General features: G+C 71.8%; 21 protein-coding genes. 14 read left to right on the top strand and 7 right to left on the bottom strand.

Features of this window, described 5'->3' with window-relative positions; all coding sequences use genetic code 11:
- Positions 1–296: 296 nt before the first annotated feature.
- The 5 genes from ACGF4C_RS38640 (at position 297) to ACGF4C_RS38620 (ending at position 6,736) form a co-directional block, all read left to right on the top strand.
- Entirely contained in the window at positions 297–1,739 is a 1,443-nt protein-coding gene (locus ACGF4C_RS38640) for a CitMHS family transporter (RefSeq protein ID WP_393573240.1), read from the top strand.
- Between the two features lie 18 nt (positions 1,740–1,757).
- Positions 1,758–3,002, top strand: a complete 1,245-nt coding sequence (locus ACGF4C_RS38635) for an MFS transporter (protein ID WP_393573238.1) — start codon at positions 1,758–1,760, stop codon at positions 3,000–3,002.
- 75 nt (positions 3,003–3,077) lie between these two features.
- Positions 3,078–4,046 (top strand): NAD(P)-dependent oxidoreductase, encoded by a 969-nt coding sequence (locus tag ACGF4C_RS38630; protein ID WP_393573236.1) that lies wholly within the window; start codon positions 3,078–3,080, stop codon positions 4,044–4,046.
- A 133-nt stretch (positions 4,047–4,179) separates the two neighbouring features.
- The gene (locus tag ACGF4C_RS38625) at positions 4,180–5,574 is read left to right on the top strand and encodes an aldehyde dehydrogenase family protein (protein WP_393573234.1); all 1,395 of its coding nucleotides are present in this window, start codon (positions 4,180–4,182) and stop codon (positions 5,572–5,574) included.
- Positions 5,575–5,656: 82 nt separating this feature from the next.
- Positions 5,657–6,736, top strand: coding sequence for a Zn-dependent alcohol dehydrogenase (locus ACGF4C_RS38620; RefSeq protein WP_030416396.1), 1,080 nt, complete (start codon positions 5,657–5,659; stop codon positions 6,734–6,736).
- Positions 6,737–6,770: 34 nt separating this feature from the next.
- Here ACGF4C_RS38620 and ACGF4C_RS38615 read toward each other — a convergent pair whose 3' ends face one another.
- Both ACGF4C_RS38615 and ACGF4C_RS38610 read right to left on the bottom strand, forming a co-directional pair.
- Positions 6,771–7,742, bottom strand: coding sequence for an urea transporter (locus ACGF4C_RS38615; protein ID WP_393573231.1), 972 nt, complete (start codon positions 7,740–7,742; stop codon positions 6,771–6,773).
- Positions 7,743–7,808: 66 nt separating this feature from the next.
- Complete coding sequence (locus tag ACGF4C_RS38610; RefSeq protein ID WP_030416398.1) at positions 7,809–8,456, bottom strand: TetR/AcrR family transcriptional regulator C-terminal domain-containing protein; 648 nt, start codon at positions 8,454–8,456, stop codon at positions 7,809–7,811.
- 80 nt (positions 8,457–8,536) lie between these two features.
- Between ACGF4C_RS38610 and ACGF4C_RS38605 the strand changes: the two genes are divergently transcribed.
- The 4 genes from ACGF4C_RS38605 to ACGF4C_RS38590 all read left to right on the top strand — a co-directional run bounded on the left by ACGF4C_RS38605 (position 8,537) and on the right by ACGF4C_RS38590 (position 11,679).
- On the top strand, positions 8,537–9,688 hold the full coding sequence (locus ACGF4C_RS38605; protein WP_393573229.1) for an acyl-CoA dehydrogenase family protein: 1,152 nt from the start codon (positions 8,537–8,539) through the stop codon (positions 9,686–9,688).
- Between the two features lie 130 nt (positions 9,689–9,818).
- Positions 9,819–10,442, top strand: a complete 624-nt coding sequence (locus ACGF4C_RS38600) for a TetR/AcrR family transcriptional regulator (protein ID WP_393573227.1) — start codon at positions 9,819–9,821, stop codon at positions 10,440–10,442.
- 50 nt (positions 10,443–10,492) lie between these two features.
- On the top strand, positions 10,493–11,089 hold the full coding sequence (locus ACGF4C_RS38595; RefSeq protein ID WP_393573225.1) for a dihydrofolate reductase family protein: 597 nt from the start codon (positions 10,493–10,495) through the stop codon (positions 11,087–11,089).
- A 107-nt stretch (positions 11,090–11,196) separates the two neighbouring features.
- The gene (locus ACGF4C_RS38590) at positions 11,197–11,679 is read left to right on the top strand and encodes an NUDIX hydrolase (protein WP_393573223.1); all 483 of its coding nucleotides are present in this window, start codon (positions 11,197–11,199) and stop codon (positions 11,677–11,679) included.
- On the opposite strand, the gene ACGF4C_RS38585 is transcribed toward ACGF4C_RS38590, so the two are convergent.
- Complete coding sequence (locus ACGF4C_RS38585; RefSeq protein ID WP_393573221.1) at positions 11,660–12,121, bottom strand: MaoC family dehydratase; 462 nt, start codon at positions 12,119–12,121, stop codon at positions 11,660–11,662. The two genes, ACGF4C_RS38590 and ACGF4C_RS38585, sit on opposite strands and share 20 nt — an antisense overlap.
- 253 nt (positions 12,122–12,374) lie before the next feature.
- Between ACGF4C_RS38585 and soxR the strand changes: the two genes are divergently transcribed.
- Positions 12,375–12,971, top strand: coding sequence for a redox-sensitive transcriptional activator SoxR (gene soxR, locus ACGF4C_RS38580; RefSeq protein WP_393573219.1), 597 nt, complete (start codon positions 12,375–12,377; stop codon positions 12,969–12,971).
- Between the two features lie 43 nt (positions 12,972–13,014).
- Here soxR and ACGF4C_RS38575 read toward each other — a convergent pair whose 3' ends face one another.
- Positions 13,015–13,785: a 3-keto-5-aminohexanoate cleavage protein gene (locus tag ACGF4C_RS38575; RefSeq protein ID WP_393573217.1), complete on the bottom strand. Its 771-nt coding sequence runs from the start codon at positions 13,783–13,785 to the stop codon at positions 13,015–13,017.
- Between the two features lie 133 nt (positions 13,786–13,918).
- Positions 13,919–14,533, bottom strand: a complete 615-nt coding sequence (locus ACGF4C_RS38570) for a hypothetical protein (protein ID WP_393573215.1) — start codon at positions 14,531–14,533, stop codon at positions 13,919–13,921.
- 260 nt (positions 14,534–14,793) lie between these two features.
- Between ACGF4C_RS38570 and ACGF4C_RS38565 the strand changes: the two genes are divergently transcribed.
- On the top strand, positions 14,794–17,616 hold the full coding sequence (locus tag ACGF4C_RS38565) for a penicillin acylase family protein (protein WP_393573213.1): 2,823 nt from the start codon (positions 14,794–14,796) through the stop codon (positions 17,614–17,616).
- Between the two features lie 157 nt (positions 17,617–17,773).
- The gene (locus ACGF4C_RS38560; protein ID WP_393573211.1) at positions 17,774–18,796 is read left to right on the top strand and encodes a LysR family transcriptional regulator; all 1,023 of its coding nucleotides are present in this window, start codon (positions 17,774–17,776) and stop codon (positions 18,794–18,796) included.
- 73 nt (positions 18,797–18,869) lie between these two features.
- Here ACGF4C_RS38560 and ACGF4C_RS38555 read toward each other — a convergent pair whose 3' ends face one another.
- Positions 18,870–20,210 carry an MFS transporter gene (locus ACGF4C_RS38555; RefSeq protein WP_393573209.1) on the bottom strand — a complete coding sequence of 447 codons (1,341 nt, stop codon included), beginning with the start codon at positions 20,208–20,210 and terminating at the stop codon, positions 18,870–18,872.
- A 732-nt stretch (positions 20,211–20,942) separates the two neighbouring features.
- Here ACGF4C_RS38555 and ACGF4C_RS38550 point away from each other — a divergent pair.
- Together ACGF4C_RS38550 and purN are read left to right on the top strand one after the other, a co-directional pair.
- Entirely contained in the window at positions 20,943–21,953 is a 1,011-nt protein-coding gene (locus tag ACGF4C_RS38550; protein WP_393573207.1) for a winged helix-turn-helix domain-containing protein, read from the top strand.
- 65 nt (positions 21,954–22,018) lie between these two features.
- A complete protein-coding gene (gene purN, locus ACGF4C_RS38545; protein WP_393573242.1) occupies positions 22,019–22,666 on the top strand; it encodes a phosphoribosylglycinamide formyltransferase in 648 nt (215 codons plus the stop codon).
- Between the two features lie 104 nt (positions 22,667–22,770).
- On the opposite strand, the gene purL is transcribed toward purN, so the two are convergent.
- A partial coding sequence (gene purL / locus ACGF4C_RS38540) for a phosphoribosylformylglycinamidine synthase subunit PurL (RefSeq protein ID WP_393573205.1) occupies positions 22,771–24,414 on the bottom strand: 1,644 nt, incomplete at its 5' end.

The raw sequence follows: 24,414 nt of genomic DNA, 5'->3' as shown, positions 1-24,414 counted from the left end.
GCGCCGCAAAGCGCAACGGCGAGCGAGCCCCGCGGCGGGACAGCCAGGTACGTGCGGGGCGCCGCAAAGCGCAACGGCGAGCGAGCCCCGCGGCGGGAGAGACGGGTACGTACGCGGCGCCGCAAAGCGCACCGGCGAGCAACCACCACGGCGCCGCAGACGACCACGTGGGATGACCTGCAGTTTTGCGCTTATTGCTCGGGTGTCAAGGTCTTGTTAACAAAAGTTTGCGGGTCCTAACGTTCCTGGACCGCCACCCCCGGCAGATGTTCAAGGGCGAACGTGAGGTACCCCAAATGCTGACGATCCTCGGATTCGTCATGATCGGCGCGTTCCTGGTGCTGATCATGATGAAGAAGATGTCACCGATGGCAGCGCTCGTGCTGATTCCCGCGCTGTTCTGCGTCCTGGTCGGACAGGGCGCGCACCTGGGCGATTACGTCCTCAAGGGCATCGGTGACCTGGCCCCCACGGCCGCGATGCTGATGTTCGCGATCATCTACTTCGGAGTGATGATCGACGTCGGGCTCTTCGACCCGGTCGTCCGCGGCATCCTCCGGTTCTGCAAGGCGGACCCGGTGCGGGTCGTGGTCGGTACCGCGCTGCTCGCCGCGATCGTCTCGCTGGACGGTGACGGCTCCACCACGTTCATGATCACCGTTTCGGCGCTCTACCCGCTCTACAAGCGGCTGAAGATGAGCCTGGTCGTCATGACCGGCGTCGCCGCCACCGCCAACGGCGTGATGAACACCCTCCCGTGGGGCGGTCCGACCGCCCGTGCCGCCACCGCGCTCAAGCTGGACGCCGGTGACATCTTCGTGCCGATGATCCCGGCCCTGGCCGTCGGGCTGGTCGCGGTGTTCGCCCTCGCGTACGTCCTCGGCCGGCGCGAGCGCAAGCGGCTCGGTCTGCTGACGCTCGGGGAGGCCCGGGTGGTCGACGAGACCGTCGAGGAGAAGGAGGCCGAGCAGGTTCTGGTCGGAGCGGGCGCCGGCGGCAAGGGTGTGGCGGCCGCCGCTGCGCGTGGGACCGGCGGCGGTTCCGGGGACGCAGGCACCGACGCCGGAGCGGGTGCCGGGGACGGCGGTGGCGACGAACCCCAGGTGCTGGACCCGCACCGGGCGACCCTGCGGCCCAAGCTCTACTGGTTCAACGCCGCGCTCACCGTTGCGCTGCTCACCCTGCTCATCCTGCAGACGCTGCCGATCCCGGTGCTCTTCCTGCTCGGTGCCGCGCTCGCGCTGACCGTCAACTTCCCGCACATGAAGGACCAGAAGGCCCGGGTCGCGGCGCACGCCGAGAACGTGCTCAACGTCGCGGGCATGGTCTTCGCCGCCGCCGTCTTCACCGGGGTGCTCACCGGTACCGGCATGGTCGAGCACATGGCCCGCTGGCTGGTCTCCGGCATCCCGGACGCGCTCGGCCCGCACATGGGCCTGGTCACCGGCGTTCTCAGCATCCCGCTGACGTACTTCATGTCCAACGACGGCTTCTACTTCGGCATCGTGCCGATCCTCGCCGAGGCCGGTGCCGCGCACGGTGTCGCGCCGGTGGAGATCGCCCGGGCCTCCCTCGTCGGGCAGGCGCTGCACATGTCCAGCCCGCTGGTCCCCGCCGTCTACGTCCTCGTCGGCATGGCGAAGGTCGAGTTCGGCGACCACACCAGGTTCACCGTCAAGTGGGCGGCCCTGACGTCCCTGGTGGTCCTGGGGGCCGGACTGCTCTTCGGCATCCTCTAGAGGGCCGCGCACACACAGATGACGGCGAACGAACTCGCGAGGCCCGGCAGGAGCTGGCTGCTGCGTCTGGTCATCACCTTCTCCTTCGCGCAGGGAGCGGTGAGCATGGCCAGGCCGGCGGTCTCCTACCGGGCCCTCGCCCTGGGCGCGGACGGACGCGCCGTCGGCGTGATCACCGGCGTCTACGCCCTGCTGCCGCTGCTGGTCGCGGTGCCCCTCGGCCGGCGTACCGACCACGGCCGGTGCGCCCCGCTGCTGGTCGCCGGGGTCGCCCTGATCAGCGGCGGCTGTGCGCTGAGCGGGCTGGCCGGCAGCCTGCCCGCGATGGCCGCGTGGAGCGGGGTGATGGGGCTGGGCCACCTGTGCTTCGTCATCGGCGCGCAGTCGATCGTCGCCCGCCGCAGCGCCCCGGACGAACGGGACCGCAACTTCGGGCACTTCACGATCGGGGCCTCCCTCGGCCAGTTGATCGGTCCGGCGGCGGCCGGTGCGCTGATCTCGGAGCGCGGCGGGCGGATGGCGTCGACGAGTGCCACCGCGCTGCTGGTGTCCGGCGCGGTCGCCGCGTTCTCCTACGCCTCCCTCTGGCGGCTCGAACAGCGCGGCCGGCCCGTGACGGGCGGCGCCCGGGAGCGCGACGCCGCCGGGCCGCCCGTTGCGGTGCGCGCCATCCTGCGTACCCGGGGCGTGCCGGCCGGGATCTTCATGAGCCTGGCCGTGCTGTCCGCGACCGACATCCTCACCGCGTACCTGCCGGTGATCGGCGAGGACCGCGGGATCGCGCCCGGCGTCATCGGCCTGCTGCTCAGCCTGCGGGCCGCGGCCACCGTGGCCTGCCGGCTGGTGATGACGCCGATGATCCGGTGGCTGGGGCGTACCGCGCTGATGGCCGGCAGCTGTGTGCTGGCCGGGGTGGTGTGCGGGGCGCTGGTGCTGCCGGTACCGGTCGGGGTGCTGGCCGGGATGCTGACCGGGCTCGGTTTCTGCCTGGGTGTCGGCCAGCCGCTGTCCATGACCACCGTCGTCCAGGCCGCACCGGCCGGTGCCGGGCTGCTCGCCGGACTCGCGGGCACCGCCGCGCCGTTCGTCCTGCTCGGCGGGCTGCTGCTGGTCTCCGGGGGACTGGCGGCGCGTACGGGGGAGGGGTGCAGCGTGCGGGTGGCGGGCGGTGGCCGCAGGGCTGTCCTGAGGGGACGTATGCAGCCGGAGAGGGACCGTAAGCGGCCCCCGAGGGACCGTAAGCAGACCGGAAGGGAACCGTAAGCGCAGGTCGACAGGGTGGTGTGCAGCGCGGGACCGGCACCGGGCCGGACCCGCAGCGGCCTGCGAGGAGCAGCTGTGAACACCCCGAACGACACCACCGACCACACCCCCCAGCACACCCCGAACGACATCCCCGTCGGCGCCCCCGTCGACACCCCGGACGACTCCCGCACCCCCGTCACCGTGCTCGGCCTCGGCGCCATGGGCCGGGCGCTGGCCGGCGCCTTCCTGCGGGCCGGGCATCCCACGACCGTCTGGAACCGCACCCCGGGCCGGGCCGGCGAACTGGTCGACCAGGGCGCGTCGTTGGCGGACACCGCGGCCGAGGCGGTGGCCGCCGCCCCGCTGGTGATCGTCTGCGTGCTGGATGACGACGCGGCCCGGGCGGTCCTGGAGCCGATCGGTGCCCGGCTGGCCGGCCGGGTGCTGGTCAACCTCACCTCCGACACCCCCGAACGGGCCCGGGCCATCGCCACCTGGGCCGCCGGGCACGGCATCGACTACCTCGACGGTTCGATCATGGTGCCGACCCCGGTCATCGGGAAGCCGGAGGCGACCGTCCTCTACAGCGGTGCGCGCGAGGCGTTCGAGACGTACGAGGCGACGCTCAAGGTGCTGGGCGGCCGGGCGCCGTTCCTCGGCGAGGACCCCGGCACGGCGGCGGTGTACGACCTCGCCCTGCTGGGCTTCTTCTTCTCGGCGATGGCCGGGCTGGTGCACGGCTTCGCGCTGGCGGGTGCGGAGGGCGTGGCGGCGAAGGACTTCGCGCCGTTCGCCGGGACGATCGCCGGCATCCTGCCGCCGATCGCCGCGGGGATGGCCGAGGACCTGGAGCGCGGGGCCTACTCCGGTGACCAGGACAACCTGGTCATGGAGGCGACCGGCATCGCGCACGTCCTGGAGGCGGCCCGGCACCGCGGGCTCAACACCGAGGTGCTCGACGCGGTCAAGGGGCTCGCGGACCGCACCATCGCCGCCGGCCACGGCGGTGCCGGATTCATCAGCGTCATCGAGGAGATGCGGCGGCCCTCGACCGGCGCGTGACCCGGGCCGGGCCTGCTGCGTGGGTGGCGAGTGGCGACCGTCACCGGGGAGGTGGCCCGGGCCTCCCTGGCGGCGGAAAACTACCGGCGCTAGTTTGGGCGGTGACCAGGAGCCGGCGCGGGAGGACCACGACGTGAAGCAGCACGACGCGATGTACATCGACGGAAGCTGGCGGCCCGCCGAGGGCGGCGGAACGATCGAGGTCGTCAACCCGGCCGACGGACAGGTCATCGCGACCGTCCCGGCCGGGTCCGCCGAGGACGTGGACGCCGCGGTGCGCGCCGCCCGCGCCGCGCTCCCCGGCTGGGCCGCCACCCCGCCGCAGGAGCGCGCCGCCCGGCTGGCCGCGCTGCGCGACCAACTGGTGGCGCGCGCCGACGAGATCGCCGCCACCGTCACCGCCGAGCTCGGCGCGCCGCCCGCCTTCAGCAAGGCGGTGCACGCCGGGGTGCCGATCGCGGTCTGCGGCTCGTACGCCGAACTGGCCGCTGCGTACGCCTTCGAGGAGAAGATCGGCAACTCCACGGTGCTGCACGAACCGGTCGGCGTGGTCGGGGCGATCACGCCCTGGAACTACCCGCTGCACCAGGTCGTCGCCAAGGTGGCGCCGGCGCTCGCGGCGGGCTGCACGGTGGTGCTGAAGCCCGCCGAGGACACCCCGCTGGTGGCCCAGCTGTTCGCCGAGTGCGTGGACGCGGCCGGGATACCCGCCGGGGTGTTCAACCTCGTCACCGGCCTCGGCCCGGTCGCCGGCCAGGCGCTCGCCGCGCACGACGGGATCGACCTGGTCTCCTTCACCGGCTCCACGGCCGTCGGCCGGAAGATCGGCGCACTGGCCGGTGCCGCGGTCAAGCGGGTGGCGCTGGAGCTCGGCGGCAAGTCCGCCAACGTCATCCTCCCCAGCGCCGACCTCGCCAAGGCGGTCGCCGTCGGGGTCGCCAACGTCATGGCCAACTCGGGCCAGACCTGCAGCGCCTGGACCCGCATGCTGGTGCACCGGGACCGGTACGACGAGGCCGTCGGGCTGGCGGCCACCGCGGCCGCCAAGTACGTCCCCGGCGAGAAGCTCGGCCCGCTGGTCAACGCCGTCCAGCAGGACCGGGTGCGCGGCTACATCGAGCGGGGCGTCGCCGAGGGCGCACGGCTCGTCGCCGGCGGCCCCGAGGCGCCCCTGGAGGCGGGGTTCTACATCCGTCCGACCGTCTTCGCGGACGTCACACCGGAGATGACCATCGCCCAGGAGGAGATCTTCGGCCCGGTGCTGTCGATCCTCGCCTACGAGGACGAGGACGACGCCGCCCGGATCGCCAACGGCACCGTCTACGGGCTGGCCGGCGCGGTCTGGGCCGGCGACGAGGCCGAGGCGGTCGCCTTCGCCCGCCGGCTGGAGACCGGCCAGGTCGACATCAACGGCGGCCGCTTCAACCCGCTCGCCCCGTTCGGCGGCTACAAGCAGTCCGGCGTCGGGCGGGAGCTGGGCCGGCACGGCCTGACCGAATACCTTCAGACCAAGTCCCTGCAGCTCTGAGAGCACTGCGAGCCCGCACCGCCCCGGCAGCCCCGACCCGGCTGTCCCGCCCCCGCCCCCGTCCTTGGCCCGAGGAGATCCCGTGGTCCGCGCCGCCGTCCTGCCCGCCGTCAACGCCCCGCTGACGATCACCGAGATCGACCTGCCCGAGCCCGGCCCCGGACAGGTCCGCATCCGGCTCGCCGCGGCCGGGGTCTGCCACTCCGACCTGTCACTGTCCAACGGCACCCTGCGCCAGCCCGCGCCGGCCGTCCTCGGGCACGAGGGCGCGGGCACGGTCACCGCGGTGGGCCCCGACGTGACCTCGGTGGCGGTGGGCGACCAGGTCGTCCTCAACTGGGCGCCGTCCTGCGGCGACTGCCACTTCTGCGGGCTCGCCGAGCCCTGGCTGTGCGTGAACTCCGGCCTCGCCGCGAACGCCCCGTACGCCACCACCGCCGACGGCACCGAGCTCTACCCGGGCCTCGGCACCGCCGCCTTCGCCGAGGAGACCGTGGTGCCCGCGCGGGCCGCGCTGCCGCTGCCGGACGGGGTGCCGCTCGCCGACGCCGCACTGCTCGGCTGCGCCGTACTGACCGGCTGGGGCGCCGTCCACCACAGCGCCCGGGTGCGCGCGGGGGAGTCGGTGGCGGTCTTCGGCGTGGGCGGGGTGGGGCTGGCCACGATCCAGGCGGCCCGGATCGCGGGTGCCGCGTCGATCGTCGCGGTCGATGTCTCCCCGGCGAAGGAGGAACTGGCCCGGGCCGCGGGCGCCACCGACTTCGTGACCGCCGGCGAGGACACCGCCCGGCGGATCCGCAAGCTCACCGGGGGGCTGGGCACCGATGCCGCGGTGGAGTGCGTGGGCCGCGCCGACACCATCCGTACGGCCTGGTCGGCCACCCGGCGCGGCGGCCGGACCACGGTGGTCGGCATCGGCGGCCAGGAGCAGCAGGTGACCTTCTCGGCGCTGGAGCTCTTCTACTTCGGCCGGACGCTGTCCGGCTGCGTCTACGGCAACAGCGACCCGGCCCGCGATCTGCCGGTCATCGCCGGGCACGTCCGTTCCGGCGCGCTGGACCTGTCGCAGCTGGTCACCGACCGCATCGGCCTCGACGGCATCCCGGCCGCCTTCGACGCGATGCTGGCCGGGAAGGGCGGCCGGTCCCTGGTGGTCTTCTGAAGCCCGGTGATCTTCCCACGCCCGGTGGTCCGCGTCAGGCCGGGACCCGGCGTAGCCGGGAGAACGCCGGTGCGGCCGCCAGGAAGACCAGCGAGACCAGCACGAACGGCCAGGTGAAGGTGTGGCCGCCGGACGGGGCGAGGAGGGCGGCCAGCGCCGGGGTGACGGCGGTGGCGGTGGCCGCACCGGCCACCGCGTACGCCAGGCTCCAGCCGTCCGCGGCCAGGAACCCTCCGCACAGCGCCATCGCGACCAGCACCGCGTTGTAGCCCATGGTGCCCTCGGCGACCTGCTCGGCCGGGGCGCCGAGGGCCCAGGCGGTGCCGGTCCCGACCACGCTGCCGACGCAGGCCAGCGCCCCGGCCCGGCGGGACGCGGCGAAGATGCCGGCGAGGAAGATCAGGCCGACGTACCACTGCGGCATGAAGAAGATCTGCCCGACGTTGGCGAAGAAGGCGTGCCAGAGGTCGCCGACGGTGAGGGAGACCGGGCCGGCGGCCGGCCGGGGGAGCGCGGCCGGGCCTGCGTCCTGGTGCCACACGCGCCGGAAACCGGGCGCGGCCAGCGTCAGCGCGCTCGCGGTCAGGCAGAACGGCAGGGTGAAGGCCGGCAGCTCCCAGACCGCCAGGACCCGCCCGGCGGCGCTGGTGAGGACGGTGACCAGCGCACTGCCGGCCAGGGCGAGCAGCGCGGTGGACAGGTGGCCGGGGCCGAGGAAGACCGCGCAGGCGACCGCCACCAGGCAGGCGTTGAAGCCCTCCAGGCCCGCGGTGATCCGGCTCCGGTCCACGCCGAGGCCGCGTGCGGTGGCGGTGCCGATCGCGGTGCCTATCAGCCCGTAGAGGCCGTACTCCCACCCCGCCGCGAACAGGGCGACCGTGAACACCACACCGGTCAGCGCGTTCGGCAGGAAGTCGACCTGCGCCTGACCGCGCAGCACCTCGACGACGAACCGACCGTAAGGGGCCCGGAAGGGGCCGCCGACGGCCGTGCCCGACTCGTGCACACCGCCTCCTGCGCAATGTCCCGGCTGCCCCTGCCCGTCAGCGGCGTGCGCACTTTACAGCCGTTGTCAGCTACCCGGCGGTACGCGTTCGGGGTGCTGCAGGGCCAGTCCGTCCACCAGCGCCCGCAGCCCGGTCTCGAAGGCGCCCTCGTCGACCTGGCGCTGATGCTCCGCCAGGAGGTGCGCCTGACCCAGGTGCGGATAGTCGGCCGGGTCGTAGGCGCTCGGGTCGTCGACGAAGCCGCGGGCGAACGAGCCCAGCGCGGAGCCGGCGACGAAGTAGCGGACCATCGCGCAGATCCGGGTGGCCTGGGCGGGCGGCCAGCCCGCCTCGACCATCCCGCCGAAGGCCGCGTCGGCCATCTTCAGCCCGGCCGGGCGGCGGCCGGGGCCCTGCGCGAGGAACGGCACGATCTGCGGATGGGCGGCGAGCGCGGCGCGGTAGGAACGCGCCCAGCCGAGCAGCCCGGTGCGCCAGTCGCCGCCCGCCGCGGTGAAGGCCGAGACGTCGACCTGGGCGATGACCGTGTCGGCGACCGCGTCGAGGATCTCGTCCTTGGTGGTGAAGTGGTTGTAGAGGGACGGGCCGCTGACCCCGAGTTCGGCGGCGAGACGCCGGGTCGAGAGCGCCGGCAGCCCCTCGGAGTCGATCAGCGCGAGCGCCGTGGAGACGATGCGCTCCCGGCTCAGCAGGGGCTTGCGGGGTCGGGCCATGGGCCACATAGTAGAGGCTGTTCCGCAAAAACTAGCAGTGCTAATTAAATGCCCTTCTCCTCGTCCACAAGGGGTCCGAGATGAATCTGGAGCTCAGCGCGGAGCAGACCGCGGTCCGGCGGCTCGCCCGGGACTTCGTCGACCGCGAGGTCGCACCGCACGCCGCCGCCTGGGACCGCGCCGAGCAGGTCGACCGCGGCATCGTGAAGACCCTCGGCGACCTCGGCTTCCTCGGCCTGACCGTCCCCGAGGAGTACGGCGGCTCCGGCGGCGACCACCTCTCCTACGTCCTGGTCACCGAGGAACTGGGCCGCGGCGACTCCTCCGTGCGCGGCATCGTCTCGGTCTCCCTCGGACTGGTGGCCAAGACCCTCGCCGCCTGGGGCGACGCGGACCAGAAGCGCCAGTGGCTGCCCCGGCTCACCTCCGGCGAGGCGGTCGGCTGCTTCGGCCTCACCGAGCCCGGCACCGGCTCCGACGCCGCCCACCTCGCCACCCGCGCGGTCCGGGACGGCGACGCCTACGTCATCAACGGCGCCAAGACGTTCATCACCAACGGCACCTGGGCCGACGTGGTGCTGCTCTTCGCCCGCACCGGCGACGCCCCCGGACACCACGGCATCAGCGCCTTCCTCCTCCCCACCGACACCCCCGGTCTGGCACGCCGCGAGATCCACGGCAAGCTCGGACTGCGCGGCCAGGCCACCGCCGAACTGGTCCTGGACGGCGTCCGGGTGCCGGCCGGGGCGATGCTCGGGCCCGAGGGCAAGGGCTTCTCGGTCGCGATGTCCGCGCTGGCCAAGGGCCGGATGTCGGTCGCCGCCGGCTGCGTCGGCATCGCCCAGGCCGCCCTGGACGCAGCCCTGGGCTACGCCGGCGAGCGCGAGCAGTTCGGCAAGCCGATCGCCGGGCACCAGCTGGTCCAGGAGCTGATCAGCGACATCGCCGTGGACGTCGAGGCCGCCCGCCTGCTGACCTGGCGGGTCGCCGATCTGATCGACCGCGGCGAGCCCTTCACCACCGCCGCCTCCCAGGCCAAACTGTTCGCCTCCGAGGCCGCGGTACGCGCCGCTAACAACGCCCTGCAGGTCTTCGGCGGCTACGGCTACATCGACGAGTACCCCGTCGGCAAACTGCTCCGGGACGCCCGGGTGATGACGCTCTACGAAGGCACCAGCCAGATACAGAAGCTGGTCATCGGCCGCGCGCTGACCGGCGTCTCGGCCTTCTGAGCACCCGCCCGGTACGCCGCCGCACCCGGGGGCGGGGCCCCGTACGCCCCTAAGCGCTTGCTCACCAGCCAGGTATGGTGTTCGATCCGTCAGAGGAAGGTCCCTGGCGGATCGAGGAGCGGGGTGCGCGATGGGTGCGGCGGCACAGCGGGCTGCTGAGGAGAGCGAGGAGTGGGCCGGGGTGACCCCGGACGCCGCGCGACGGCTGGTCAGCGCCGCCGTCGAGGCGTTCGCCGAGCGCGGCTACCACGCCACCACCACCCGCGACATCGCCGGCCGGGCCGGAATGAGCCCGGCCGCCCTCTACATCCACTACAAGACCAAGGAAGAGCTGCTCTACCGCATCAGCGGCATCGGCCACGAGAAGGCGCTGCGCATCATCAGCGCCGCCGCCGAGGCCGAGGCCAGCGCCACCGAACGGCTCCGCGACGCGGTGCGCACCTTCGCCCGCTGGCACGCCGAGCACCACACCACCGCCCGGGTCATCCAGTACGAGCTCCAGGCGCTCAGCCCCGAGCACTACACCGAGATCGCCGGGCTGCGCCGCCGCACCGACCGGCTGCTGCGGCAGATCATCCAGGACGGCGCGGACAGCGGGGAGTTCCGCGCCGACGACGTACCGGGCACCACCCTCGCCGTACTGTCCCTCTGCGTCGACGTCGCCCGCTGGTTCTCCGTGGACGGCCCGCGCACCCCCGACGAGGTCGGCGCCCTCTACGCCGACCTCGTGCTGCGCATGGTGGGCGCCCAGTAAGACCCCCTGCCCCCGGGCAGCGAGAGCAGCGAGGAAGAGGAGAGCGCCCCATGCGCATCGTGGTCAGCGAGTTCATGAGCCTGGACGGCGTCGTACAGGCGCCGGGCGGACCCGACGAGGACACCGACGGCGGCTTCGCGCACGGCGGCTGGTCGCACCCGTACTTCGACCCGGAGGTCATGGGTGGCGCCATCAGCGACGCGATGGCCACGACACAGGCGCTGCTGTTCGGCCGCCGCACCTGGCAGACCATGGCCGCGGCCTGGCCCGGGCGGGCCGGCGACCCGTTCGCGGACCACATGAACGCCGTCCGCAAGTACGTGGTGACCGGGACCCTCGGCGACGCCGACCTGACCTGGAACAACACGACGCGCATCCCGGCGGACGAGGCCGTCGCCCGGATCCGCGACCTGCACGACGCCGACGGCGCCGACCTCCACGTCATGGGCAGCCCGACGCTCGTCCGCACCCTGCTGACCGAGGGCCTGGTCGACGAACTCCGGCTCATGATCATGCCGGTGCTGCTCGGCGGCGGGAAGACGGCCTTCCCCGCGGACGGCGGGCGGCGCCCCCTCGAACTGGTCTCGACGGTCACCACCGGCACGGGCGTCCACGTGGCGACGTACCGGCCCGCCGAGAAGGGCTGACAGGGCGGGCGGGGCTGACGGGGCGGGAGCGGCCGGCAGGCCGGCAAGGGCCGAGCGGAACGACGGAACGGGCGCCGGCGCGGGCTCCCCGCCCGTACGCTGCGCCCATGTCATCCGTCATCGTGGACCCGGGCGTCGAGGTGCCGGTGCCCGCCCGGGGCGAGCTCTGGACGGTCGGCGCGGTCATCCTCAACCGGCGGGGCGAGGCCTTCGCGCAGAAGCGCAGCGCCGACCGCCGCCTCTTCCCCGGTGCCTGGGACATCGTGGGCGGCCACGTCGAGCCCGGCGAAACCCTCCTCCAGGCGCTGGCGCGCGAGGTGGCGGAGGAGACCGGCTGGCGCCTTCGCCGGGTGCGCACGCTGCTGGGCGTCACCGCGTGGACCGGGGACGACGGCGGCGGGCTCCGGCACGAGGCCGATTACCTCGTCGAGGTCGACGGGGACCTGGACCGGCCGGCCCTGGAGTGGTCCAAGCACTCCGCCTACGACTGGTTCGGCCCCGCCGACCTGCACCGCCTCACCGAGGACCGCGCGCCCGGAGAGCTCCTGATCCACGACCTGATCGCACGGGCTACAGGTAGAACCGGCTGACCGACTCCGCGACGCACACCGGCTTGTCGCCGCCCTCGCGTTCGATCGTCACGACCGTGGTGAGCTGGACGCCGCCGGTCACCTCGGTCACCTCCGCGAGCTTGGCGGTGGCGCGGAGCCGGGAGCCGACCGGGACGGTGGCGGGGAAGCGGACCTTGTTGGTGCCGTAGTTGATCCCCATCTTCACGTTGTCCACCCGCATCAGCTGCGGGACGAGGGCGGGCAGCAGCGACAGTGTCAGATAGCCGTGCGCGATGGTGGTCCCGAACGGGCCGGTCGCGGCCTTCTCCTGGTCGACGTGGATCCACTGGTGGTCCCCGGTGGCGTCCGCGAACAGATCGATCCGCTTCTGGTCGACCTCCAGCCAGTCACTGGGGCCGAGCTCCTCGCCCACCGCGGCCCGCAGTTCGTCGAGCGATCCAAACACTCGGGGCTCTGCCATCTCCGTCTGCCTCCTCGGGATCCGTTCGCCGCCGTCGTCACCGGCCGGCCCTTACTAAGCGCTTGCTCAGAATGCGGAGTGCGACCGCCGACTGTCAACGCCCGGGCCGCGATCACCGGAATCCGGATGACTGGCATCTGGATCACTGGAACCCGGATCACCGGAAGCCGGGTCGTCGGGGGCCGGGTCGGCGCCGGATCATCGGAAGCGGGATCACCGCAGGCGGCGAGGAGACACCCCGTAGGCTGGAAAGGTGCCCCAGCTTCCGTACAAGGTTCACGAACTCACCGTCGGCCAGCTCTCCGCGCGCAGTGGCGCCGCGGTCTCCGCGCTGCACTTCTACGAGTCCAAGGGACTGATCAGCAGCACCCGGACGGCCGGCAACCAGCGGCGCTACACCCGTGACGCGCTGCGCCGGGTCGCCTTCGTCCGGGCGGCGCAGCGGGTCGGGATCCCGCTCGCGGTGATCCGGGACGCGCTGGCGGAGCTGCCGGACGAGCGCACCCCCAACCGCGACGACTGGGCCAAGCTCTCCCAGGTCTGGCGTACCGAACTGGACGAGCGGATCAGCCAACTCGTCGAACTGCGCGACCGGTTGACCGACTGCATCGGCTGCGGCTGTCTGTCGCTGGAGCGGTGCAAGCTGTCCAACCCCTACGACAACCTGGGTGAACGGGGGCCGGGCGCACGGCGCTTGCGGGTCGACCGGGCCACCAAGGACCCGCAGGACGGCCGGCCCCGCACGGAGGGGGACCCGCCGCGCGAGGACGCCGGCCGGTCCCGCGTGCAGGAGGCCGGGCGCGGCACGGGTGACGAGCAGGAGTGCGTGCCCGACGACCAGCGGTGCTGAGCCGGCGCGCCGGCCCGCGCGGCGTCGGCCCCTGAGGAGCTGTTCAGCTCTCCACAGCCCTCTCCACAGCCCTCTCCAAATCCCGTGCCACGGCGATCAGTTGGGCATTGTCGTCCGCCGGGCGGCCGTCCGGCAGCAGCAGGGTGTCCTCGATGCCTATCCGCGTGTCCAGACCCAGCTCGACGGCGAGCCGCAGCACCGGCCAGGCGCCGCCGTCCCAGCCGTGCAGCAGCACCGGGCGGCCGTGCGCTCCGGCGGCCACCTCGGCGAGCAGCGCGCGGGCGGTGCCCGCCGCCGACCCGGCGTCGGTGTCGGTGACTTCGGCGAGCACCCGCAGGACCCGCGGCGCGAGCGGCGAGCGGAGGAACCGCCCCGGCCCGGGCGTGCCCGACCAGAGGCCGGCCTCCACGCCGATGCGGCGCTCCAGCAGGGCGGCGGCCAGCGCCTCGGCGCCCTCCTCGTGCCAGTTCACCGAGGCGTGATCGGGGAGCACCGTCCACGACCGTATGCGCTCCACGCGGGGGTCGGGGGAGCTTTTGGGCCCGTCGGACGGGGCGGGCGGGTCCGGCTCGGTCCAGGCGCCGGTCGTCACGCCCACCGGGACGTCCACCGCCGCCCTGATGGCCTCCAGGGCGGGGCCCACCACGCGCGGCGAGAGCGAATCCCTGCCGCACGGGGTCTTGGGGTGGACATGGACATTCTCGGCACCGGCCGCCACCGCCCGCCGCGCCGCCTCCGCGAGCGCGGCCGGCGACATCGGCACCGCTCCCGAATCGGCCGCGGTCCGGGGCCCGTTGAGACATACCTGCAGCATGTTTCCCAGCATGCCACCGGGGTCTGACAACGGCCCGACGCCAGGGTCCGACAGCGGGGTCCGGTGCCGGGCTCCGGCAACGGGCCCGGGTAACGAGGTCGGGCAACGGGCTCCGGTCGTACGCGATGCGGGCTCAGGCCGCCGCGAACGCCCCCGCGTGGTGCGTCCGGTGGGCGGCCCGCAGCGTTTCGGGGGCCAGGACGGACACCGGGGCCAGCACGCCGCACTGGCGGCAGGCCGGGCCGGGCGCCGGGGCGTCCGCGGTCTCCGGGAGCCAGGCGAAGCGGGTGGAGCCGCAGACCGGGCAGTCGGGGCGCGGCCGGCCGGCCTCCATGGCCGTGATCATGCGGTGCAGCACCACCGCGAGCCGGACCGCCGGATGCCGGTGCGGTGACTCGCACGGCACGATGTCACAGCCGCCCCAGGTGCGGCGGTGCCAGTCGTCGAGGGCGCCGACCTGCCGGATGCCGTCGTGCTTCTCCTTGCGGCGCCGGGCGGCGAACTCCTCCTCGTACGCGAGCCAGAGGCTACGGGCCTCCTCCAGCTCGGTGAGCGCGGCGACCAGCCGCTCCGGGTCCGGATCGCGGTCCTGGGTCGCGATACCGGCCCGGGTGCACAGATGGTGCCAAGTTGCGCGATGCCCGTAAGGGGCGAACCGCTCAAGGCACTTGCGCAGGGCGGTGCGGCGCTGGGCCGCAACGAGTCGTGGATTGCGGACCTGTTCTGCGAGGGCTCTGAAACCGGCCATTTCATCCCACCTCCGGGGGGAGGACCCGACTGGACGGGGATGGGACGTAACCGATCACCAGCCGGATCCCTCGAATTTTTTTGCGGTTTCGTGAGCGATGTTCCGACGTGTCGGGCGGCCAACGGCCGTGGTCTGTGGGGAAGAAGAAAAGATGACGGTTGTTCATCTTCCGGCCGGGGATAACCGCCGGTAACGTCCCGCCCACCCTCCCTCCCGCGCGCCCCTGAGGAGCAGCGGGAGACCCCCATCGAGGAGCAGGAATGCGACGACGTACCGGACGGCTCAGGACTGCCGCGGTGGCAGCCCTGTGCGCCTTGGGTGCCACGCTCGTGGCACCATCGCCCACCGCGGCCGCCATCGCGGCCGACGAGACCCACGACTACTGCCAGGGCCGGTGCGCCGACATCCTGCCGCCCGGCGCCACCGGCAACGCCACCCTGGTGGAGATCCTCGGCAACAAGCTGTTCGGCACCCACCCCGAGCACTCCACCGACCAGCTCGGCCCGTACGCCGCGCTGGCCGGCGGTTACCAGTCGCTCACCGACGACACCCTCACCCACTTCTTCAACGACGCGTCCTTCGGCGTCCCGGCGGACCAGGTGGGCAAGGTCACCACGCCCCGCGACGACGTGACCATCACCCGCGACAAGAAGACCGGTGTGCCGCACATCAAGGGCACCACCCGCTACGGCACCGAATTCGGCGCCGGCTACGCGGCGGGTCAGGACCGGCTCTGGCTGATGGACCTCTTCCGCCACATCGGCCGCGGCGAACTGACCTCCTTCGCCGGCGGCGCGCCCGCCAACCAGGGCCTGGAGCAGGAGTTCTGGCCGCAGGCGCCGTACACCGAGAAGGACCTCCAGGACCAGGTCGACTACATCAGGGACCACAACGGGGAGCGCGGCAAGCAGGCCATGGCGGACGCCCAGGCGTACGTCGACGGCATCAACGCCTACCGCGAACAGTCCAAGAACGGCCGCTACTTCCCCGGTGAATACGTCCTCACCGGCCACATCGACGCGATCACCAACGCCGGGGAGATCCAGCCCTTCAAGCTCACCGACCTGATAGCCCTGGCCTCCGTCGTCGGCGGCCTCTTCGGCAATGGCGGGGGCGGCGAGGTCACCAACGCCCTGTCCCTGCTCGCCGCCCAGCAGAAGTACGGCATGAAGAAGGGCACCGAGGTCTGGGAGTCCTTCCGGGAGCGCAACGACCCCGAGGCCGCCAAGACCCTGCACGACGGCCAGAGCTTCCCCTACGCCGTCAAACCGGACAAGGCGCAGGGAACGGCACTGCCCGACCGCGGCTCGGTCACCCCCGAACCCCTGGTCTTCGACCGGACCGGCGCCGCGACCGCCAAGGGCGGGACCGCGCCCCAGGACCCGGTCAAGGCGCCGAAGAAGTACCGGAAGCTGGAGGGCCTCTTCAAGGACGGGGTGCTTCCCAAGGGGAGCTTCAACCCCACCCAGCACCGCGGGATGTCCAACGCCCTGCTGGTCTCCGGCAAGCACACCGAAAGCGGCCACCCGGTCGCCGTCTTCGGCCCGCAGACCGGGTACTTCGCGCCGCAGCTGCTGATGCTCCAGGAGATCCAGGGCCCCGGCATCAGCGCCCGCGGCGCCTCCTTCGCCGGCGTCGGGATGTACATCCAGCTCGGCCGCGGCCAGGACTACGCCTGGAGCGCCACCTCCGCCGGCCAGGACATCACCGACACCTACGCCGTCGACCTGTGCAACCAGGACGGCTCGCCGGCCACCAAGGACTCCACCTCCTACCGCTACCGCGGCGCGTGCGTCCCGATGGAGAAGCTGGAGCGCACCAACTCCTGGAAGCCCACCGTCGCCGACCCGACCGCGGCCGGCTCGTACCGGATGCAGGTCTTCCGCACCAAGTACGGCACGGTCACCCACCGCGCCACCGTCGGCGGCAAGCCCGTCGCCTACACCGCGCAGCGCTCCACCTACCGCCACGAGGCCGACTCGATCATCGGCTTCCAGATGTTCAACGACCCCTCGGCCGTGCACGACGCGAGGTCCTTCCAGCAGGCCGCGGCGCACATCGGCTACGCCTTCAACTGGTTCTACGCCGACTCCCGCGACATCGCGTACTTCAACAGCGGCCTCAACCCCGTCCGCAACCCCGACGTCGACCCCTCCCTGCCGGTCAGGGCGGACGACGCCTACGAGTGGCGCGGCTACGACCCCGCCACCAACACCAGCGACTACACCCCGCCCGCCCAGCACCCGCAGTCGGTCGGCCAGGACTACTACATCTCCTGGAACAACAAACAGGCCAAGGACTACGACTCGGCCGGCTTCGGCAACGGCCCGGTGCACCGCGCCAACCTGCTGGACGACCGGGTGCGCGCGCTGACCCAGGAGGGCGGGGTCACCCGGGCGTCCCTCACCCGCGCGATGTCCGAGGCCGCGGTCACCGACCTGCGCGGTGAGGACGTGCTGCCCGAACTCCTGCGGGTGCTGGGCAGCAAGCCGGTCACCGACCCCGCGCTGAAGACCGCCGTCCAGCAGCTGGCGGCCTGGCGCAAGGACGGCGCCCAACGCCGGGAGACCAGCCCCGGCTCGCACACCTACACCCACCCCGACGCGGTCCGTCTGATGGACGCCTGGTGGCCGCTGATGATCGAGGGCGTCTTCAAGCCCGGCCTCGGCGACGACCTGTACGGCGCCCTCACCTCCGACCTCGGCATCGACGAGTCACCGTCGGCGGGCCACGGCCCCACGGGGGCGCACGCCGGATCCGCGTTCCAGTACGGCTGGTGGAGTTACGCGGACAAGGACCTGCGCTCCGTACTGGGCGAGCAGGTCAAGGGCCCGCTGGCCCAGCGGTACTGCGGCGGCGGCGACCTGTCCGCCTGCCGCGACACCCTGCTGACCACCCTCCGGCAGGCCACCGCCAGGACGGCCGAGCAGGTCTACCCGGGCGACGCCGGCTGCAAGGCCGGCGACCAGTGGTGCGCGGACGCGATCGTCCACCGCGCGGTCGGCGGGCTGACCCACGACACCATCAGCTGGCAGAACCGGCCGACCTACCAGCAGGTGGTGGAGTTCCCCGCCCACCGGTAGGAAGCAGACAGCAAGGCCACGAAGGCCCCGGAGCCCGCTCGGCGGCGTGCCGGGGCCTTCGTGCGTAACCACCCCTGCACCGGCGGTGATTGAGGGCTTGGCTATGCTGCACAGTCCTGAATTCCAGGCACGGGAAAGCGAGTACGAGTAGGGGCGCATGGCCTTGTCCGGACCGCAGCAGTACCCGACGGAGCTGCTCGACACCACGATGGACCAGCTGCGCACGCTGATCGTCGTCCACGAGGCGGGCACCGCGCTGGCCGCCGCCCGCCGCCTGGGCCGCGAACAGTCCAGCGTGCAGAAGCAGTTGGACACGATGAACCGCACCTTCGCCGCGCTGTGCGGCGAGGAGCTGGTACGCAAACAAGGGCGCGGCCGGGACGCCCTGTTCACCGCGACCGGCGAGGCACTGGTGGGACTGGCCCGCCGCACACTGGGGGAGTGGGCCGAGGGCGTGCACGACGCCCGGCGCCGGCTCGGCCGGACCCTGTCGGTCGGCACCACCCGCTACACCCTCGGCTTCCTGCTCGACGCCGCGGAACGGATCGGCGAGGACTACGCGCGCGAGAACGTCGATCTCAAGGTCACACACGTCCGCACCGGCGACCTCTTCACCAAGCTGCGCAGCACCGAACTCGACCTGGTCTGCGGCAGCGTGGTGGTCACCGAGGGCGAAGAAACGGAACTGCTGGCCCCCTACGAGGTCATGGAGTGGCGGCGCAGCGGCCTCTCCCTGCTGACCAATCTGCCGCCGGACCGGCTCCCCGGCGCCTCCCTCCCCGCCCACGAGCTGGACCGGCTGCCCCTGGTGATCTCCGCGCGCGGCCTCATCGGCCGCTTCCTGACCGCCTGGTACGGCACCGACTACCGCCAGAAGCTCTCCATAGCGGCCGAGATAGAGGCCGCCCACTACGGCTTCGAGCTGCTGCGTTCGGGCCTGGTGAGCGGCGCGATGCTGGTCACCCGGGGCATCGGCGAGGCCGCCGCGGACGGCCGGCTCCCGGAGGCCGGGGGCCTGCGCACCCTGGAGATCGTCGGGGACGTGGGCCCGCGGACCGAGGTCCTGGTCGGTGTCTTCACCCGGCGCGGGGAGCGGGCCTCGTACCCGCCCGGCCATCCGCTCAACCTCCTGTGGAAGGCGCTGTCGGCGGAGAACGAGCGCTGGTGGCTCCAGTCGTGACTGCCGTTGAGCGGCAACTGCCCGTCCTCCGCCGGTAGTTCACCTGAGCCCGGCCGGCCCTCCGCCGTGGCGCTCAGCCCAGGTCGCGCTCCCGGGTCTCCGGCAGCGCCAGTACGCACGCCAGCGAGACCACGGCCATGGCGCTGACGTACCAGCCCACCGACGCGGAGCCGAACGAGGACTGGAGCCGGGTGGCGACCAGCGGGGCCACCGCGCCGCCCAGCACACCGCCGAGGTTGTACGCGAGCGAGGCGCCCGAGTAGCGCACCGTCGTGCCGAACAGCTCCGGCAGGAACGCGCCCATCGGGCCGTAGACCACGCCCATGCAGAACAGCGCTCCGCCGATGCCGAGCGCGACCAGCACCGGCTGCCGGGTGTCCAGCAGCGGGAAGAGCGCCGGGCCCCAGACGACCGCGCACCCGCTGCCGAGCAGGACCAGCTTGCGGCGGCCGGCCCCGTCCGAGCGGGTGGCGGCGAGCCAGGTGCCGGCGGCGAGGAACAGGCAGGCGACGAGGGACAGTCCCAGCATGGTGTTGCGGGAGATGCCCAGGGTGCCGGTGGCGTAGGAGAGGCAGTAGGTGGTCGCGGTGTAGAAGAGGCCGTACGCGATGATCATGCCGCCGGCGCCCAGCAGCAGTTCGCGCGGATGGCGGCGCAGCACGTCGGCCGCCGGGACCTTGCCGGCTTCCTGGGCGTCCAGCACCTGGGCGAACACCGGGGTCTCGCTGATCTTCAGCCGGACGAACAGCCCGACGCCGACCAGGAGGAAGGACAGCAGGAACGGCACCCGCCAGCCCCACGAGCGGAACGCCGCGTCGTCGAGCCCGGACGACAGCAGCCAGAAGACGCCGGTCGCCGCGAAGAAGCCGACCGAGGGGCCGAGTTGGGGGAAGGTGGCGTACAGGCCCCGGCGGCCGCGCGGGGCGTGCTCGACGGCCAGCAGCGCGGCCCCGCCCCACTCACCGCCCAGCCCGATGCCCTGCAGGAAGCGGAGGAGGATCAGCAGCAGCGGGGCCCAGATGCCCCAGCTGCCGTAGCCCGGCAGCAGGCCGACGAGCGCGGTGGACAGCCCCATCAGCAGCAGCGAGGCGACCAGTACGGACTTGCGGCCCACCCGGTCGCCGAAGTGGCCGAATATCACCGACCCGAGGGGCCGGGCGGCGAACGCCACCGCGTAGGTGGAGAAGGACGCGAGGGTGGCGTTCACCGGGTCGAGGGTCGGGAAGAACGCCTGGTTGAGGACGAGCGCGGCGGCCGTCCCGTAGATGTAGAAGTCGTAGAACTCGATGGCCGTCCCGATGAACGAGGCCACGGCGACGCGCCGCAGGCTCTCCTTGCTCTCCGCGGGCGCTGCCGTGGTCCGGTCCGCCTGGCCCGCCGGGTCCGCCTGGTCCGAAGTGGTTTCACTCTGCACCTGTCGCACTCTCACGTGGTCGGCCGGGCCAGTCAATACGTGGGATGCGTGATCTCGGTGCATGAGATGACGCTGGGATGCGAGTGGCGTTCCGATGCGCTGTGGGAATGGCCATTTCTCGGCGCAACCGGATAGCTCTGCCGGGAGTCCTCAGAAAGGGAATCGGTCGACGTTCGGCTCTCCGTGGGGCGACGAACGGCGGCCGGTGGCCGGAACAATGGGGGTGCGAGGTGCTGACCGGCACCGGGATTGAAGGATTCCGTTTTGCTTCCCGCGGCACGCGGATTCCGTCCCGGCAATCCGCTGTAGTGCAGCATAAGAAAGATATCCGCTTCAACTACTCGACCGTAGTTTACCTTTGGCTGGTTGCCGGGGGCGCGTGGCGTGAACTATGCTCCAAGTGGGGGTCATTCAAAGGTTTGGTGACACTTCGTTTGATGTCACAGAATCAAATGAAGGGGACATCACGCGGCCGGTCCGAGCCGACTTTTCACTCTTCACTCTGAGTGCGGTAAGGGCCAATACTGCTGCGGGGGGAGCAGAGGCACACACTCTCGGCCTGATCCGCGCCGACTCACCGTGCAACGGCACGGAGAGGTAATTCCATACGCGATCTTCTACAGGCCGGATCCGGTGCCGCAACTGCCGACGGGGTGCCGTGACGAGGACTGAAGCATTGCTGTACGCCGGGGCCGACCGACCCCGGCGCGCAGGCGTGAACGTGGTTCACCAGTGGTTCTTCTGAACGGGGGAAAAGAAGTGACCCAAGCGGTCGGACTTCATCTGGGTACAAACGTCGACATTCCCGTATCGATAGCGTTCCTGCCGGGAGTCTCTGTCATCTCCTTGCTGGCCGATGTCCTCGGCGTCGCGCAGGGCGTACCGGTGAGCCGGCGCAGGCTGCTGCGGAAGGCCTGCCCGGAGTATCTGGCGGATGTGATGGGCCCGATCACCGCGGGCGGCTCCCTGCGCATTCCCGAGTCCCTCCTGATGCGGGGGGAACTCAAGGAAAGCAGTATGCGCGAGGAGGTCCGGCGCATTGCCGAGATGCCGCCGGACGCACTCCTCACCGACCTGGCGCGCACCTACGGTGGAGAAGTGCCGCCTGCCTGGCGCAAGGCCACGGACAATCCCGTCGACTTCCTGAATGCATATGCCGGGCTGGCGCGAAAGGTATGGGACGCGGTGGCTCCTGTATGGCAGCAGGGAAAGCCCTTACTGGAACGGGAAATCGAGCGCGCGGGAGTGGCCTCGGTGACCGGAACGATGAGCGCGTTCCTCGCGAATCTCAGCCCGCGCATCGCCTTCGTCGAAGGGAACATTCTGCTGCCCGACCACGCACCGATCGAAAAGGGCGTCACCGTACGAAAACTGACGCTCATGCCGCTGGTCTCCGGCACCCGCGCCTGTGCCTACCACGTCGACCGCCACGGTCACATGTACCTCGGCTATCCCATCGCCGGCCTCGCCCCGCTGCTGCAGGGTGAGGCCGCACGGGCGGAGACGGCCGCCGACGCGCTCGCCATGATGCTCGGCGAGCTGCGGGCCGACATCCTCCGGACGGGCAACCAGCCGGTCACCATGGGCAAGCTGGCCGACCTGCTGCACTGCACCGCCGGCACGGTGACGTACCACTGCCGGCAACTGGAGCAGGCCGGTCTCCTCTCCCGCGAACGGCGCGGCCGGGAGGTCCGGATACTGCGCACGCTGCGGGGCGACGCACTGGTGGACGCTCTGTCATGACGAAGACGACCACGAACAAGACGCACACGACCACGAACACGACGCACACGACGAACCCGACCGGCATGAGGAAAGTGGCGGAAGTGATCGAGCTACGGGCACCGCACCTCCGCCTCGTCGTCCTGGTCTCGGGCTCCGGCACGAACCTCCAGGCCCTCCTCGACGCGATCGCCGCCGATCCGGCGGGCTTCGGTGCGGAGATCGTCGCGGTCGGTGCCGACCGGCCGGGCATCACCGGTCTGGAACGTGCGCAGCGCGCCGGACTGCCGACCTTCGTCTGCCGGGTGAAGGACCACGCCACCCGCGAGGAATGGGACGAGGCCCTGGCCGAGGCGACCGCGGCGTACCGGCCGGACCTGGTGGTCTCGGCCGGCTTCATGAAGATCGTCGGCAAGGCGTTCCTCGCCCGGTTCGGCGGCCGCGTCATCAACACGCACCCCGCCCTGCTGCCCAGCTTCCCCGGCGCCCACGGCGTACGCGACGCACTCGCCCACGGCGTCCGGGTGACCGGCTGCACGGTGCACCTCGTCGACGACGGCGTGGACACCGGCCCGATCATCGCGCAGGGCGTGGTGCAGGTACGTGACGAGGACGACGAGGCCACACTCCACGAGCGCATCAAGGAGGTCGAGCGCGCACTGCTGGTCGACGTCGTAGGACGGATCGCCCGGAACGGGTACCGGGTGGTAGGGCGAAGGGTCCTGATTCCCTGAGTGTGGTGGTGGCTGTGGCCTCGTTGCCGGTCCGGCAACGGGCCACGGCCACCGTCACGTCACGCCATGTCACGTCACGCCATGTCACGTCACGTCGTGTCAGGTCAGGCAATCAGCCCCGGGATGGTGCTCTCGTGGGCGGTGCGCAGTTCGCTGAGCGGGATGCTGAACTCGCCCTGGATGTTGATCTCTTCGCCGTCGACGACGCCGATGCGGGTGGCCGGCAGGCCCCGGACGGTGCACATGTCGGTGAAGCGGACTTCCTCGCTCCGCGGCACGGCGACGACCGCACGGCCCGCCGACTCGGAGAACAGGAAGGTGAACGCGTCCAGCCCATCGGGCACGACGAGCCGGGCACCGGCCCCGCCCCGCAGGCAGGACTCGACGAGGGCCTGGATCAGTCCGCCGTCGGACAGGTCGTGGGCGGCGTCGATCATGCCGTCGCGGGAGGCGGAGATCAGGATCTCGGCCAGCAGCCGCTCCCGCTCCAGATCCACCGCCGGCGGCAGTCCACCGAGGTGCTCGTGCACGACCTGCGACCAGGCCGAACCACCGAACTCCTCCCGGGTGTCACCGAGCAGGTAGATCAGCTGCCCCTCCTCGGCGAACCCGATCGGCGTGCGACGCGTGACGTCATCGATCACACCCAGCACCGCCACGACCGGCGTCGGGTGGATCGCCGTCTCGCCCGTCTGGTTGTACAGCGAGACATTGCCGCCGGTCACCGGGGTACCCAGGATCTGACAGGCATCGGCCAGACCACGGGTGGCCTCGGCGAACTGCCACATCACCGCCGGATCCTCGGGCGAACCGAAGTTCAGGCAGTCCGAAACCGCCAGCGGCTTGGCACCGGCAGCCGCCACATTGCGGTACGCCTCCGCCAACGCCAGCTGCGCACCCGCATACGGGTCGAGCTTGGCGTAGCGGCCGTTGCCGTCCGTGGCCAGCGCCACACCCAGGTTGGTCTCGGCATCGATGCGCACCATGCCCGCGTCCTCAGGCTGCGCAAGCACCGTGTTGCCCTGCACGAAACGGTCGTACTGGTCGGTGATCCAGGCCTTGGACGCCTGGTTGGGGTGCCCCACCAGCTGCAGGACCTGCCGCTTGAGCTCCTCGCCACCCGCCGGACGCGGCAGCTTGCCCGCATCATCGGCCTGCAGCGCGTCCTGCCAGTCCGGGCGGGCGTAGGGACGCTGGTAGACCGGGCCCTCATGGGCGACGGTGCGCGGCGGGACATCGACGATCTGCTCGCCGTGCCAGAAGATCTCCAGGCGCTCGCCGTCGGTGACCTCACCGATCACGGTGGCGATCACGTCCCACTTCTCGCAGATCTCCATGAACCGCTCGACGTGCTGCGGCTCGACGATCGCGCACATCCGCTCCTGCGACTCACTCATGAGGATCTCCTCAGGAGAGAGGGTCGCGTCCCGCAGCGGCACGGAGTCCAGCTCGACCCGCATACCGCCCGAACCGGCCGACGCCAGCTCACTGGTGGCACAGGACAGACCCGCCCCGCCCAGGTCCTGGATGCCGGCGACCAGCTTCTCGCCGAAGATCTCCAGAGTGCACTCGATCAGGAGCTTCTCCTGGAACGGGTCACCGACCTGCACCGCGGGCCGCTTGGTCGGCTTACTGTCGTCGAAGGTTTCCGAGGCCAGGACCGAGACGCCGCCGATGCCGTCGCCGCCGGTGCGGGCGCCGTAGAGGATGACCTTGTTGCCGGCGCCGGAGGCCTTGGCCAGGTGGAT

It is taken from the genome of Streptomyces sp. NPDC048197 (assembly GCF_043202395.1).
GTDB lineage: Bacteria > Actinomycetota > Actinomycetes > Streptomycetales > Streptomycetaceae > Streptomyces > Streptomyces siderophoricus.
This window is presented reverse-complemented; position numbering and strand designations above follow the sequence as displayed.